At 70.5% G+C, this 14,108-nt stretch carries 10 protein-coding genes; 3 read left to right on the top strand and 7 right to left on the bottom strand.

The window, feature by feature from the left end; genetic code table 11:
- Positions 1 to 161: 161 nt before the first annotated feature.
- Complete coding sequence (locus tag ACZ4UV_RS36495; protein ID WP_451020712.1) at positions 162 to 1,460, bottom strand: LCP family protein; 1,299 nt, start codon at positions 1,458 to 1,460, stop codon at positions 162 to 164.
- A gap of 119 nt (positions 1,461 to 1,579) precedes the next feature.
- Between ACZ4UV_RS36495 and ACZ4UV_RS36500 the strand changes: the two genes are divergently transcribed.
- A complete protein-coding gene (locus tag ACZ4UV_RS36500; protein ID WP_390047081.1) occupies positions 1,580 to 2,128 on the top strand; it encodes an acyl-CoA thioesterase in 549 nt (182 codons plus the stop codon).
- Positions 2,129 to 2,276: 148 nt separating this feature from the next.
- Here ACZ4UV_RS36500 and ACZ4UV_RS36505 read toward each other — a convergent pair whose 3' ends face one another.
- On the bottom strand, positions 2,277 to 3,797 hold the full coding sequence (locus ACZ4UV_RS36505) for an LCP family protein (protein ID WP_467843809.1): 1,521 nt from the start codon (positions 3,795 to 3,797) through the stop codon (positions 2,277 to 2,279).
- Positions 3,798 to 3,923: 126 nt separating this feature from the next.
- Between ACZ4UV_RS36505 and ACZ4UV_RS36510 the strand changes: the two genes are divergently transcribed.
- Complete coding sequence (locus ACZ4UV_RS36510) at positions 3,924 to 4,958, top strand: glycosyltransferase family 2 protein (RefSeq protein ID WP_467843812.1); 1,035 nt, start codon at positions 3,924 to 3,926, stop codon at positions 4,956 to 4,958.
- 18 nt (positions 4,959 to 4,976) lie between these two features.
- Here the strand turns inward: ACZ4UV_RS36510 and ACZ4UV_RS36515 are convergent, their stop codons facing one another.
- From ACZ4UV_RS36515 to ACZ4UV_RS36535, 5 genes are all read right to left on the bottom strand, one after another.
- A complete protein-coding gene (locus ACZ4UV_RS36515; RefSeq protein ID WP_451020719.1) occupies positions 4,977 to 6,521 on the bottom strand; it encodes an LCP family protein in 1,545 nt (514 codons plus the stop codon).
- Between the two features lie 183 nt (positions 6,522 to 6,704).
- Entirely contained in the window at positions 6,705 to 8,315 is a 1,611-nt protein-coding gene (locus ACZ4UV_RS36520; RefSeq protein WP_451020720.1) for an LCP family protein, read from the bottom strand.
- A 230-nt stretch (positions 8,316 to 8,545) separates the two neighbouring features.
- Entirely contained in the window at positions 8,546 to 10,261 is a 1,716-nt protein-coding gene (locus tag ACZ4UV_RS36525) for an LCP family protein (protein ID WP_390047089.1), read from the bottom strand.
- Between the two features lie 242 nt (positions 10,262 to 10,503).
- Positions 10,504 to 11,628, bottom strand: coding sequence for an LCP family protein (locus ACZ4UV_RS36530; protein WP_451020715.1), 1,125 nt, complete (start codon positions 11,626 to 11,628; stop codon positions 10,504 to 10,506).
- A gap of 210 nt (positions 11,629 to 11,838) precedes the next feature.
- Entirely contained in the window at positions 11,839 to 12,594 is a 756-nt protein-coding gene (locus ACZ4UV_RS36535) for a TIGR03089 family protein (protein WP_451020716.1), read from the bottom strand.
- Between the two features lie 111 nt (positions 12,595 to 12,705).
- Between ACZ4UV_RS36535 and ACZ4UV_RS36540 the strand changes: the two genes are divergently transcribed.
- Positions 12,706 to 14,049: a peptidoglycan recognition protein family protein gene (locus ACZ4UV_RS36540; protein ID WP_467843817.1), complete on the top strand. Its 1,344-nt coding sequence runs from the start codon at positions 12,706 to 12,708 to the stop codon at positions 14,047 to 14,049.
- The last annotated feature ends 59 nt before the right edge of the window (positions 14,050 to 14,108 follow it).

Consider the following 14,108-nt stretch of genomic DNA (forward strand, 5'->3'; position numbering starts at 1 on the left):
CGGACGGGCCCGCCCGTGCGGGGGCGGCGGCCGGCGATCGGTGGCACGCCTGGGGCGCCCCTGCCCAGAGCTCGGGCCCCCCCCCCCCCCGGGGGGGGGGGCCCCCCCGGGGGCCCCCTCGCCCGGGACCGTGGCCGGCCGCCGCCGCTGCGGCGTACGGCCTAGTTGCCGCTGACGGTGACCTTCTCGTCGTTCTTCAGTTCGTCCACCAGGGTCTTGACCTTGGCCTTGTCCCAGACGAGGTTGCCGCCCGTGGAGCCGGAGATCGGCATGTTCATCGAGATGCCATCGCCGCCGTTGACGTCCTTCATCGCGAAGAACATCGAGCCGAGGTCCCACAGGCTCATGTCCTTGTCGACGGTGAGGGAGTCGAGGCCCGCGCCGAGGGTGGGGTAGAGCTTGAAGGGGTTGAGGATCGTCCCCGGGGTGGCCACCTGGTGGGCCAGGGCGGCCAGGAACTTCTGCTGGTTCTTGGTGCGCTGGAGGTCGGACGTGGCGAAGGCGTGCCGGGTACGGACGAAGGCCAGGGCCTCCTCGCCGTTCAGGGTCTGCTTGCCGGCCTTGAAGTCCGCGCCCGAGTACTTGTCCTTGAAGCCCTTGTCGATGTCGATCGTGACACCGCCGACCGCGTCCACGATGTTCGCGAAGCCGGCGAACCCGATCTCCACGTAGTGGTCGATGTGCAGGCCCGTGTTGTACTCGACCGTGCGGACCAGCAGCGTCGGGCCGTCCTCGGCGTAGGCCGCGTTCAGCTTCGTGTGGCGGCCGGTGCCCTTGTAGACCTTGCCGGACGTCGACCCCTGGTACGACGGGATCTCCACGTCCGAGTCACGGGGCAGCGAGATCAGTGTGTCGCCGTTGTCGCCGACGTGCAGGATCATCATCGAGTCCGTGCGCTTGCCCTCGGCCGAACCCGTGTGCAGTTCCTTCTTCTGCGCGTCGGACAGACCCTGGCGGCTGTCGGAGCCGACGATCAGGTAGTTGGTGCCCTTGCCCGCCGCGGGGCGGTCGATGACCTTCGAGAGGTCGACGTCCCGGTGCAGCTTGGAATCGGCCCAGAAGTAGGTCGCGACGGACGTGACGATCAGCACACTGAGGACGACGATCGCCGTCCACTTGATCCGCTTGCGCCAGTTCGGTGCGCGACGCGGGACGGGCTCGTACACACCGCCGCCCTCGCCACCCCCGGGACCGCCGCCGTAGACCTGGCCCGTGTTGTACCCGCTGTCGTAGCCGTCGTACCCGCCACCGTCGTCGTACCCGCTGTTGTACGACGGCTGCTGCGGGACCCCGGCGTAACCGCCGCCGCCCTGCTGCGGGGCGCCGTACGGCGGAGCCGACGGCTCTCCGCGCCGTACCTGGCGCATCACGCGGGCGCCCTCAGGCTGCGCGCCTGCACTACCGCGTCCGTATCGGTTGCCGCGGTTGCCGTCCGACCATCCCTCGGGCCATTCGTTCATGGGCCCCAGTGTGCAGGCAGCGACTGTGCCTCTTACAAGGGTCGTAGGAAAATCAGGGCACCGCTGTTGCGAAGCCGACACAAATTCCGCGATTGTCGCTTCCGCATAAGGTAGGCGCCATGACAGACCAGGCCCCCGAGGCGGAATCCGATATACCCGGCAAGCCGACGTCCGCGTCCCGGACCACGCTGAGCCACATCATGACCCACGGCGACACCAACCTCCTCGGGACGGTGCACGGCGGTGTGATCATGAAGCTCGTGGACGACGCGGCGGGCGCGGTCGCCGGGCGCCACTCGGGCGGTCCTGCCGTCACCGCGTCCATGGACGAGATGGTGTTCCTGGAGCCGGTCCGCGTCGGCGACCTCGTCCACGTCAAGGCCCAGGTCAACTGGACCGGCCGGACGTCGATGGAGGTGGGGGTGCGGGTCCTCGCCGAGCGCTGGAACGAGTCGACTCCCGCCACCCAGGTCGGTTCGGCCTACCTCGTCTTCGCGGCGGTCGACGCGGACGGCAAGCCGCGCCGGGTACCGCCGGTCCTGCCGGAGACCGACCGGGACCGCCGGCGTTATCAGGAGGCACAGATCAGGCGGACCCATCGCCTGGCCCGCCGCCGGGAGATCAGGGAACTGCGCGAGCGCAGGGTGGCGGAAGGGTACGTGGACTAGGGCGGTGCGTCGTCGGCCGCGGCTCCGTCGTGGCTGGTCGCGCAGTTCCCCGCGCCCCCAAAAGCACGGGGTTGCACGGCGCCCTGCTTTCAGGGGCGCGGGGAACTGCGCGAGCAACCTCCACGCACCCGCACCCGACCGACGGCCCTCAGCACACCTTCTCGTCCCCCCGGATGACAGAAGCCTGCCCCTGCGGCGCCGGCGTATCCACCCGCACCTTCCGCACCGCCCCCTTGAAGTCCGCCCCCACCGTCACCCGCAGCACCGGCCCCAGCCCCGGCACGGCCCTCAGCTCGCTGCCCGGCAGTGCCGCCGCCAGGGACCGGGCCGAGCGGTCCCACCGCGGGTCGAAGGAGACCACCGTCCGCCTCACGTCGCGGTGCGCGGCGGTCACCGGCCGGTGGTTCGTCGCGAAGCCCGTCGCCGCCAGCGCCGCGTCCATCCGCCGCGCCACCCCCGCCGTGGCCGTGCCGTTCTCCACCTGGACCCGGATCGTCGCCGGCGCCACCTCCACCGTCGCCGGCGGCGGCCCCTGCGGCTTCGGCGCGGCCGCGGGCGGATGCGCGGGCGCGGGCGGTGCGAGCGGCTTGTCGTCGCGCAGGGACCGGAACAGCCGGTCCGACCCGGCCCGGTCCCACTTCAGCGTCGAGCCGATGCCCTTCACGGGGTACGCCAGCTGCCCGATGGGGACGGTCGTGAACTCGGACGAGGACGGGGAGAAGTTGCGCATCGCCCGGCCGAGGTCCAGCAGTTCGTCCGTGCCGAAGCCCGTGTCGGCCCGTACCGACCCCAGCACCGCCCGCGTCACGTCCCGGAACCGGATCGGGTTGAGCAGGACCCCGCTCGACGTGGCCCGCTCGATCAGCGAGGCCAGGAACCGCTGCTGGCGCTTCATCCGGCCCAGGTCGCTCGCCGCGTCGACGTGCCGGGCGCGGACGTACTGCAGGGCCTGTCCGCCGCCCAGGGTATGGGTGCCGGGGGAGAGGTTCAGGCCGGTGTAGGAGTCCTTCATCGGCAGGGCGGTGCAGACCTGGACCCCGCCGAGCACGTCGACGGTCCGCATGAACGTGATGAAGTCGACCTCCAGGTAGTGGTCGATCTTCAGATGGGTCATGTCCTCGACCGTGCGGACGGTCAGCTGCGGGCCGCCCTCCGCGTAGGCCGCGTTCAGCTTGATGGGGTGGGCCGGGTACGGGCGGTGCGTCGTCTCGTCCACGTGCGCCGGGACCTCGGCGTACGAGTCGCGCGGCAGGCTGACCACCGTCGCCCGCTCCCGGTCCGCCGAGATGTGCACGATCATGATCGTGTCGGTGCAGTGGCAGGGCGCCCCGCCCAGCCGGTACTTGCGCCGCTCCCGCTCGGTGATCTTGTCGCGGCCGTCGGTGCCGACCAGCAGCACGTTCATGCCGTGGCCGGCGGCGGGACGGTTCTTCATGTCCTTGAAGGGGTCGACCCGGGCGATGTCCGCGTCCAGGCCGGCCATCACCGAGTGCCCGATCCCGGCCGACGCCAGCACCACCACCGAGAGTGTGGTCACCGCCCGCATGGCCCAGCGCGGCCGCCGGGGCCTGCTGGGTCGTACCGGCGGCCGCGGGGCCTGACGGGTGTGCTGCGGTCGGCGCTGCGGCCGGACGGGCCGGGCGGGGGACCGGGGCGGGCTGGCGGACAAAGGACACCTCCGGACGAGGCCGTACGTGGGATCCGTGAGCACGGTAGGCCGATACGACCTTCAGCCCGCGGCACCGTCGATGCGGCGCGCACCGGTGTCCCCCGTTCGCGGTAACGTGAGCCCCCTATGAACGCCAAGCCCGACGTGCGGCACCCCGCAGTTTCTGTGATCATGCCCGTCCTCGACGAGGAGCGGCATCTGCGCGGGGCCGTCCAAGCGATCCTCGCGCAGGAGTACGCCGGCGAGCTGGAGGTCGTCATCGCCCTCGGTCCGTCCAAGGACCGCACGGACGAGATCGCCGCCGAACTCGTGGCCGAAGACCCCCGCGTGCACACCGTCCCGAACCCGACCGGGCGCACCCCGGCCGCGCTGAACGCCGCGATCAAGGCCTCCCGGCACCCGATCGTGGTCCGCGTCGACGGCCACGGCATGCTCTCCCCGAACTACATCGCGACCGCCGTCCGCCTCCTGGAGGAGACCGGCGCGCAGAACGTCGGCGGCATCATGCACGCCGAGGGCGAGAACGCCTGGGAGCAGGCGGTCGCGGCGGCCATGACCTCGAAGATCGGCGTCGGGAACGCCGCCTTCCACACCGGCGGTGAGGCCGGGCCCGCCGAGACGGTCTACCTCGGTGTCTTCCGGCGCGAGGCGCTGGAGCAACAGGGCGGCTACAACGAGGAGTTCATCCGCGCCCAGGACTGGGAGCTGAACTTCCGGATCCGCGAGGCCGGCGGCCTGATCTGGTTCTCGCCGGAGCTGAAGGTGTCGTACCGGCCGCGGCCGAGCGTGAAGGCGCTCGCCAAGCAGTACAAGGACTACGGCCGTTGGCGGCACGTCGTCGCCCGCTACCACGAGGGCTCCATCAACCTGCGCTACCTCGCCCCGCCGACGGCGCTGTGCGCGATAGCCGCGGGGGCCGTCGTCGGGGCGCTGGTCACCCCGTTCGCCTTCGTGGTCCCGGGCGGCTACCTCGCGGCGATCGTCGCCGGGTCGCTCCCGGCCGGCAAGGGGCTGCCGCTGAAGGCGCGGCTGCAGATCCCCGTCGCCCTCGCCACCATGCACATGTCGTGGGGGTACGGCTTCCTGACCAGCCCCAGGTCGCTGGCGAAGCGGGTCATCGCGTCTCGCCGCCCCGCGGTGCTCAGCCGGTCCTCGAACTGAGCACCGGCCCCTCGGGCGTCACCAGGTGTAGTCCGGGTCGACGTGCATGCACGCCTTGGTGTCCGAGGCGTTGAGGGCGTTCGCCGACGCCGGGGTGGTGTCGTCGTCGGCGGTGTACTCGGTGCCCGAGCGCCAGTCGGCACCGACGACCAGGGTGACGCCGTCGACGTCGGTGGACTTCTTCACCTGGTCGGTGGGGATGCCCAGGACCTTCGCGACCCGCTGGGCGTCGCCCGCCAGGTCCGCGCTCGGATAGCGCACCAGCGTCTCGTCCTCGCTCAGCAGCGCCGAGGTGTCGGCGGCCGCCTTGGCGAAGCCCTTGCCGACGAGCAGTTCGGTGACGGCGGCGGCCCGGCCGGTGACGGCGGACCCGGTGCTGCTCTTCGTGCCGTTCTGCACCTGTACGGCGATCCTGTCGTCGGCCGCGGCCTTGTCGGTGGCCTTCGTCGTGGCCGTCGTCTTCTTCTTGTCCTTGCCGTCCAGCGCGACGTCCTCGCGGACCAGCCGCCACAGCTTGGCCGCGTCGGTGGGCTTGGGCAGGACGCGGTTGCCGTCGGAGGAGTACACGAACGGCATCGTCGTCATGGTGATGCGGTTCGTGGGGACCTTCTTCAGCTCCTTGCTCAGGTCGTAGAGCTTGGTGACAGAGCCGAGGCCGGTGTCGACCGTGAGCGCCTTGGTGGCCGTCTCGGCGAGCCCCAGCAGCTTGTCGGGGTTGCTGAGGGTGGCGTTGGAGCGCAGCTGGCGGACCATCGAGTTCATGTACATGTGCTGGGCCTTGGTCCGGGCTATGTCGCTGCCGTCCTCGAAGCCGTAGCGGGTGCGCAGCCACTGCAGGGCCTGCTTGCCCTTGACGGAGGTGGTGCCCTTCTTCAGCTTCAGGCCGGAGCCGTGGCCGGTGGAGGTGTGCGAGTAGATGTTGGCGTCCACGCACACCGGCACCCCGCCGATCGCGTCCGCCATGGACACCACGCCCGAGAAGTCGACCATCATGAAGTGGTCGATGTGGATGTCGGTGAGCTTCTCCCAGGTGGCCACCGTGCAGCCGGGGCCGCCGCGTTCCAGCGAGGCGTTGGTCATCGTGTCGGCGGTGGCCGCGTACACCTTGCCGGTCTTGGCGTCGGTGCACTTGGGGATGGACACCAGTGTGTCGCGGGGCATGGACACCACCGACATGTTGGTGCGGTCGGCCGACACGTGCAGCAGCATCTGGACGTCGGCGCGGGCGGCGGTGCCGATGTCCCTGGCGCCGCCCAGCTTCACGTTCTCGGCGGTGTCCCGGGCGTCGGAGCCGATCAGCAGGATGTTCAGCGGGGTCTGGCCGGCCGCGTTCGCCTTGGTCTTCGTGGCGCGGTCCTTGGAGTCCCCGATGTTCAGGGACTCCTTCTTGATGTTGCCGTTGAGGTGCTCGTAGTACAGGTACCCGGCGGTGGCGGTGCCGGCCATGGCCAGCGCCAGGACCGAGGCGGACCAGCGTACGATCCGGCGTCTGCGGCGTCTGCGGTCACCGTCCGCGCCGCGTCTGTTCTGCCGGCCGCCACCGTCCTGGGGCGTGAGAGACATGGTGTCCTCGACCGACACCACGTCGGACACCTCCCCCCGCACACTGCTGCGCACCACGTTGCCCGCCCTCCCGCTCGCACCTGCCACCGCGCCCGGAACTCCCGGGCACCTGGGCACGGCGGCAGTGTCATGCAGCGGTTTAGGAGTCAGCTGTGGCTACCTGTGCGGACCTGTGTGCTCCCGCTACCAGCGATAGGGCGCGTACACGTCCATGCACTGCTTGGTGTCCGAACCGTTGATCGCGTCGGCGTTCTCCGGCAGGTCACCGGCCTTCGGCGCGGACTGCTTCGGGTATGCCGTCCCGTCCCGCCAGTCGGAGCCGACGACGAGCGTGACCCCTGACACATCGGTGGTCTGCTGGACCTGGCTCGTCGGGATGCCCATGGCCTTGGCGACCGCCTGGGCGTCGCCCTCCAGGTCCGCGCTCGGGTACTGCACGACCGTCTTCTCCACCGACGCCGCGGCCCCCGAGGTGTCCGCCGCCGCTCTGGTGTAGCCCTTGGCGGCCAGCTCCTGGGCGAGCGTCCGAGCCCGGCCGGGGACTGCGGCCTCGGTGGCGGTACCGGTGGCGTTGCGTACCAGCACGCCGAGGCTGCCAGCGGAGACGGACGGCTCCTTGGCCGGCTCGGCACTCGCCGTGGTCTTCTTCTTGCTCTCCTTGGCGCTGCCGTTCTTGTCGAACGCCACGTCGTCGCGGAGCATCTGCCACATCTTGGCGGCGTTGGTGCCGTCCGGCACGAGGTGGTCCTTGTTCTGCGGGTCCTGGACGTTCGGCATCGTGAGCGAGGTGATGCGGTCCGTCGGCACCGACTTGAGCTGCATGCCCAGGTCGTAGAGCTTCTTCGGGGTGCCGATCTCCTCGGAGACCGTCAGCGACTTGGTCGCCGCCTCGGCGAGGTCCATCAGCCTGCCGGTGTCGGTGAAGACGTTCTGCCCCTTCAACGTGCGGATCATCGAGTTGAGGTACATGTGCTGGGCCTTGGCCCGCAGCGGGTCACTGCCCCAGGCGTGCCGGGTGCGCAGCCACTGCAGGGCCTTCTCACCCTTCACCTTGTGCGTGCCGGCCGTCATCTTCAGCCCGGAGCCGCCGGGCACCGCGGCCGTCGGCCGGTCCCACACGTTCTGCTTCACGCAGACGTCGACCCCGCCGATGGCGTCCGCCATGTTCACCACGCCCGAGAAGTCGATGGTGATCCAGTGGTCGATGTAGACCCCGGTGAGGTTCTCCCAGGTGGCCAGCGTGCAGCCGGCGCCGCCGCGGGCCAGCGACTCGTTGATGATGGTGTTGGTCGCCGGGTACACCTTGCCGGTCTTCGGGTCCGTGCACTTGGGTATGTCGACGCGGGTGTCCCGGGGGATGCTCACCATCGCCGCGCTCTTCCGGTCCGCCGACAGGTGGATCAGCATCTGCACGTCGCCGAGCGGCGGGCTGCCCCGGTCGTACTTGGCGCCGCCGAGCTTCACGTTCTCGTCGGAGTTACGGCTGTCGGAGCCGATCAGCAGGATGTTCAGCGGCGTCTGGCCGGCCGCGTTGGCCGCGGTCTTGCGCGCCTTGGCGTCGCCGATGTCGCGCCGGCCCTTCTGGATGTTGCCGTTCAGGTGCTGGTAGTAGAGGTAACCGGCTCCGGCCGTACCGAGGATCACCACCGACAGCACGGTCGCCGACCAGCGCAGCACCCGCCGGCCGCGCTTCCCCCGGCCGCCGTTCGAGCTGCCCGTGCGACGCCCGCCGCCGGTGCCGCCGGGCGCGCCGGGCGCCGTCGGTGCCTTGCGTGCCTTCGGTGCGAGGGACATCGTGTCCTCGACCGCAGGCACCTCCCCCCGCACATCGCTCTGCGTCAACTCCCTGCCCTCCCCACCCTGCGCCCTGCGCGCACAGGCCCGCCGTCACGCCCCCCGTCGGACGCCACACGGACCACACGGGTCCGCCCCGCGCCCGGTTAGACGCGCGACGGACCCATAGGGTTACCTGCTTATTCGCTGTTACTTGGCGGTGGTGTGACGTAACTCTTCGTCGCGAAGCCCTACTTGGCGCAGGTCACCTTGTCCGCCGTCGTCTTGCTGTCCACGTCCGGCGCCTTTGTCGGAGTGGTGAGGGAGACTCCCGCCCCCTGGAAGTCCTTGCCCAGCGTCAGGGTGATCGCGGGCAGGCCCTGGGAGTTGATCACGCTCTTGCCGGGCTTCATCGCGGAGCCGGACAGCCCCATGAGACTGGCCAGTTCACGTGCCTGAGCGGCCTGGTCGGGCGCATACTCCAGGGTGGTCTTGCTGAGTTCGGCGTCCGCGTTGCCGGCGTTCTCGGACTTGAGGACGCCCTCCTGGTTCTGCAGCCAGCTGAGGGTCTCCTGGGCGCTGCCGGCCGGGGCCCCGCCGTTGAGGATCCGCACCCGCACCTCGGCGGCCGCGGACTTGCTGCCCTCCAGCCGGGCGGCGGCCGCGTCCTTGCTGGCCTGCGCCTGCTTCTTCTTGACGGCCGTGAAGGAGACGTCGTCCTTGATCGCCTGGAAGACGGCGGGGGCCTTCGTCTCGTTGAGCACGACGGTCGCCTTCACCTTCTCCGCCGGGTTGTCCAGCACCGGGATGGTGGTGAAGGTCAGGTTCTTCGGGTTGAGCTTGCCGAGCTCCAGACCGAGGTCCTTCAGCTTGCCGATGCTGTCCAGCTGGGAGTCGACGGTGAGCGCCTTGGTGCCGACCTCGGCCAGCTTCAGCAGCTTGGTCGGGCTGGTGAGCGTCGAGTTGGAGCTGAGCTTGCGCATCAGGGCGCTCAGGAACTGCTGCTGGAGCTGGATCCGGCTCAGGTCGCCGCCGAAGCCGACCGAGTGCCGGGTGCGCACGAACGCCAGCGCGGTCTCGCCGGAGATCTTGTGGGTGCCCTTGGACAGCTTCAGGTGCGACTGCTTGTCGTCGATGTCCTTGCCCAGGCAGACCTCGACGCCGCCGACCGCGTCGGTCAGCGTCTTGACCGCGTTGAAGTCGGCCACCATGAAGTTGTCGGCCTGGATCCCGGTCAGTTCGGTCACCGTGCGCACGGTGCAGCTGGCGGTACGGCCGTCCTGGCCGAGGCTGGTGTTGAACCGGACGCTCTCGGTGCCCGCGATGACCTTCTCGCTCCCGTCCGACTGCTCCGTCTGGCAGTCGGGCACGTCGACGATGAGGTCACGCGGGATGCTCAGCGCGGTGGCGTTCGAGCGGTCCTTGGAGATGTGCAGCAGGATCGTGGTGTCGGCGTGCCCGACGCTGCCGGCGTCGCCGTAGCCCTCGTTGCCCGAGCCCGTCCGCTTGTCGGTGCCGATGATCAGCAGGTTGATGGCCTTGTCCTTGCTGAAGCCACCGGTGCTCGCGCCGTCGTCGGAGACGGACGTGATGTTGTCGTTGAGGTGCTTGATGTAGAGGTAGCCGGCGGCCGAGGCGGCGACCAGCACGAAGGCCATCGTGCCGCCGGTCCACAACAGGACCTTCTTGGCCTTCGACTTCTTCTTCACCGGCTGCCGCCGCGAACGGCGCCCGGTCGGCGGCTCGGGCTCGGCGCGCCGTCTGCGCTGCCCCGGAATCTCCGGGGTCGCGGTCTCCCGGGTAGCGCCCGCGCCGGTGCCCGGCGAGGCCGGTCTGCGCGGTCCGGGTACCGGCGACTGCGGTGCGGAAGGCGTCAGTCGCAGTTCGTATTCACCGGTGTTCGGATTGAGCACCCACTGGTCTGCGGGATCGATGTTGTCCGCCCGCCCACGGCCTTGCGCGTCCACGGTTGTCCGAATCCTCCGTCGGGGCCACGCGGCGCCTTCCCCCCCACCAAGGCGCTCGGTCACGTTTCGCGGTGCGCGACCCCAGGACGGACCTCGCGGCCGGGTGCACCGGAGCGCTCACACTATCCGCCCAGTTCAGCGTCGAGTGACGCCAGTGACAAATTCGTCCTCCCTACAACCGGGCAATCCTCTCATTTAACTGACAACGAACGGCGTGGAAGTTCGCCGCCTTGGCGCGTGCTTTACTCGCAACTGTCCTCGGCGGCGGTGTTACCGCGAAACGCGGACGCCGAGGAGTCCCCGGCGGAGGAAGCGCTCTTCTTGGCGACCTTCACCGGCCGGTCGGCCCGCAACAGCGCGAACAGCGCGTCCGCCCTGCCCGCCACCAGCTGGTCCCGGTTGGAGTCGTACACATACGGCTCCCGCGGCACGGTGAGGAACTGCACCTGGTCGGTGGGGATGTCCCGCAGCCCGCGGACCAGCTGGTACAGACCCCGCAGACTGGCGAGCTCCGGATCGGTGGTGAGCGCGGAGGTCGCCGCGTCCAGCAGCGGGTAGAGCTTCGCCGGGTTCAGCAGTACGTCACTGCTCTGCACCTTGTTGACGAGCGCCCCCAGAAACTGCTGCTGGCGGTCCATCCGGCCGGTGTCACTGCCGTCCCCGAGCGACTTGCGCACCCGTACGTACCCCAGCGCCTGCTCCCCGTCGAGGGTGACCCGCCCGGCGGGCAGCCGCAGCTTCGCCGCCTTGTCGTCGATCGGCTTCTTCAGGCACACCTGCACCCCGTCGATCGCGTCGACCATGTCCTTGAACCCGCTGAAGTCGACGACGACGTGATGGTCGATCCGGATGTCCGTGAGCTTCTCGACGGTACGGATGGTGCAGGCCGAACCCCCCACCTCGAAGGCCGAGTTGAACAGCGTGAACGAGGGGTCGCTGCGCCGCCCGTCGTCGCGCAGGCACTCGGGCACGTGCACCATCAGGTCCCGGGGCAGCGAGACGGCGGTGGCGCTGCGTCGGTCGCGGGCGAGATGGAGCAGGATGGTGGTGTCGGAGCGTTCGGTGCCCGAGTCCTTGCCGTAGCGGCGGTTGCCGTCCCCGGCGCGGGTGTCCGACCCGATGAGGAGGATGTTCTGCGCGCCCCGCACCAGCGCGGTGGGCCGCTCCCGCTCGTACCGGGCGAGCTCGGCCTCGGCCGCCTCGTCGGCGGTGATGTTGTGACTGAGCTTCGCGTACAGGGCCCAGCCGCCGCCGACGGCCCCGACGAGCACCACCCCGACCCCGAGCGCCGCCCCCCGTACCCAACGCCGACGCCGCCGCCGGGCAAGCCCGTACCCGGTGGCGGATGCCCCTACGACGTCGGTCACTCCTCAACAGTGCCTTGGCACGAGACGCGAGGGCGGGGTAACTGGTCCACGCGGGTGAGCGGTCCCGCCTGGGGGCGCCGTCTGCTGACGCGGGCGCCTGGTCTTGTCGGGGGGGCGGTCGGCTGGTGACGCGGGTGCCGCGTCCCACCTTCTTGGGGGCGCGGGGAACTGCGCGACCAGCCCCCACCCAGCCGCACCCGGAAAACGACCTCAGCGAGCGGAGGCCGTAACCCGCTCACTCTCGATCCGCTTCGCGATCCCTTCCTCACCCAGCTCATCCAGGTGCCGGCACAACACCACCGACCCCCCGACCGCGAGCGGCGCGTACAACCCCGCGCTCAGCCCCTCCCACGTGTCGTACCCCAGTCCCGACAGCAACCGCGACCCCGGCCCGGTCAGGTCCAGCCCCGCCGCATCCCCGAGCGCCCGCTCCACGACCTCGGCGCCACTCATCTCCGCCCCCGCGACGATCAGCGCGGGCTCCTCCGGATCCACGGGCGAGAACGGCACGAACCGGTCCCCCTGACTCGGCACCTCCACGGCATAGTCGACGAACCCCTCCGGCGCCTGTGGGAACCGCCCACCCAGCGGCCGCAGCGCGAGAGCGACCCGCTCCCCCCGGCACGCCCGCGCCGCCTCCAGCGCGTCCGGCCCGCTGACGACCACGTCGGCCGCCGCCGGCTCCCCGGCCACGTCGGCGACCGCGCCCACCGACGAACAGGCCAGCAACCACACCGCCGTCTGCCAGTGCGCCGGCAGCAGCAGAGCGACCCGGTCGCCGGGCCCCGCCGCGAGATCGGTCTGCAACAGATTCGCCGTCTTCGCCACCCAATTGGCGAAGGTGGCCACGGACAATTCGACGCGCTCGCCCGTCGCGTCGTCGTAGAAGGTCACCAGGGGGCGTCCGGGATCCGCGGCGAGCGCGGAACGCAGCAGGTCGGCAGGGGTGCGATCGGTGGCGTTCACCCGCGCAAGAGTACGCCGCGCCCGGCGCCCGCACCGGTCGGCGGGGCCACCGGTTCGGCGTAGCGGGCCCCGACGGACCGTCAATTCCCCAATGGGCAAGTTTGTCTGACTATGTTCAAGATCGGGGGCATGCGTGGATTCCCGACTTGCTCGACCGGCGTCACCTGCGCGGCGGCCCTCACCCTCCTGCCGGCCGTGCTGAACATGCCGTCCGCGGCCGCCGCACCCGCGGACCGGGCCACGACGGCCCTTTCCGGCAGCACCCAGTCGCTGCCCCTCACCCCCCGCACCCGCGAGCGCGTCCTCGGCCAGGCCGCCGAACAGGGCGCGTTCAGCACCGACGTACGGCACTTCTCACTCGTCGGTGTCATCTGGGACAAGCCCGGAACCGAACTGCTCGGCCAGGTCCGGGTGCGCACCCGGTCCGCCGCCACCGGCCGCTGGACGGGCTGGCAGGACATCGACACGCACAACGCCGACCACGGCGCCGACCCGGGCACGGCGGAGGCCGCCTCCGGCCGGGTGCGCGGCGCCACCGCGCCCCTGTGGGTGGGCGATTCGGACGGAGTCGACGTACGCGTGCGCACCAAAGCCGGCCCCGGCCCCGGCGTCGGACGCGACCTGCTCCCGGCCGGCCTGCGCCTCGAACTCGTCGACCCCGGCGACGAGGCCCCGTCCGAGGGGCCGCCCGGTGACAGCCCGCGCACCGACACCGAGGCCGACGCGGCGGCCTCGGTCAACGCCGACCTGGTGTCCTTCGCCGCCACCGAGATCCCCGCGCTGAGCCGGGAGGACACCGAACGCGAACTCCGGGAGCTGGGCGGCGCCGGCGCTTCGCTCGCGAAGCCGTACATCGGGCCGCGCCCGAGGATCGTCACCCGCCGCGGCTGGGGCGCCGACGAGTCGCTGCGCGAGAAGGGATTCGTCTACACGGGGAAAATCAAGGCGGCCTTCGTCCATCACACCGACTCCGGCAACGGCTACCGCTGCTCCGAGGCCCCGTCCGTCATCCGCAGTATCTACCGCTACCACGTCGTGAGCATGGGCTGGCGGGACATCGGTTACAACTTCCTCGTCGACAAGTGCGGAACCATCTACGAGGGCCGCGCCGGGGGAGCGGCGAAGGCCGTCAGGGGCGCCCACACCCTCGGGTTCAACAACAACAGCATGGGCATCGCGGTGATCGGCAGATACGGCTCGCACAAGCCGCCCGCGGCCGCCGTGACCGCCCTCGCCAAGCTCACCGCGTGGAAACTCGGGCTCTCCGGGGCCAATCCGAAGGGAAAGACATATCTGAAGTCCGGGGGTGGCAATCTCTACCCAAAGGGGAAGAACGTACGACTGAACGTGATCTCCGGCCACAGGGACGGGTACGCCACCGAATGCCCAGGCGCCAAGCTCTACGCCAAGCTCGGCTCGGCCCGGACCAGCTCCGCGCACCTACAGGGGCGCTGAGTACGGGGCCGGCGTTCAACGCCGTCGGGGGCAGTCGGGGGAAACCGCACACCCATGCC

This window comes from Streptomyces sp. NPDC028289 (assembly GCF_055565975.1).

What these genes read in the sequence shown, in the direction of transcription:
- ACZ4UV_RS36495 (WP_451020712.1), bottom strand. Translation starts at nt 1,460, where the DNA reads ATGAACGAATGGCCCGAGGGATGGTCGGACGGCAACCGCGGCAACCGA.
- ACZ4UV_RS36500 (WP_390047081.1), top strand. Translation starts at nt 1,580, where the DNA reads ATGACAGACCAGGCCCCCGAGGCGGAATCCGATATACCCGGCAAGCCG.
- ACZ4UV_RS36510 (WP_467843812.1), top strand. Translation starts at nt 3,924, where the DNA reads ATGAACGCCAAGCCCGACGTGCGGCACCCCGCAGTTTCTGTGATCATG.
- ACZ4UV_RS36515 (WP_451020719.1), bottom strand. Translation starts at nt 6,521, where the DNA reads ATGTCTCTCACGCCCCAGGACGGTGGCGGCCGGCAGAACAGACGCGGC.
- ACZ4UV_RS36520 (WP_451020720.1), bottom strand. Translation starts at nt 8,315, where the DNA reads ATGTCCCTCGCACCGAAGGCACGCAAGGCACCGACGGCGCCCGGCGCG.
- ACZ4UV_RS36540 (WP_467843817.1), top strand. Translation starts at nt 12,706, where the DNA reads ATGTTCAAGATCGGGGGCATGCGTGGATTCCCGACTTGCTCGACCGGC.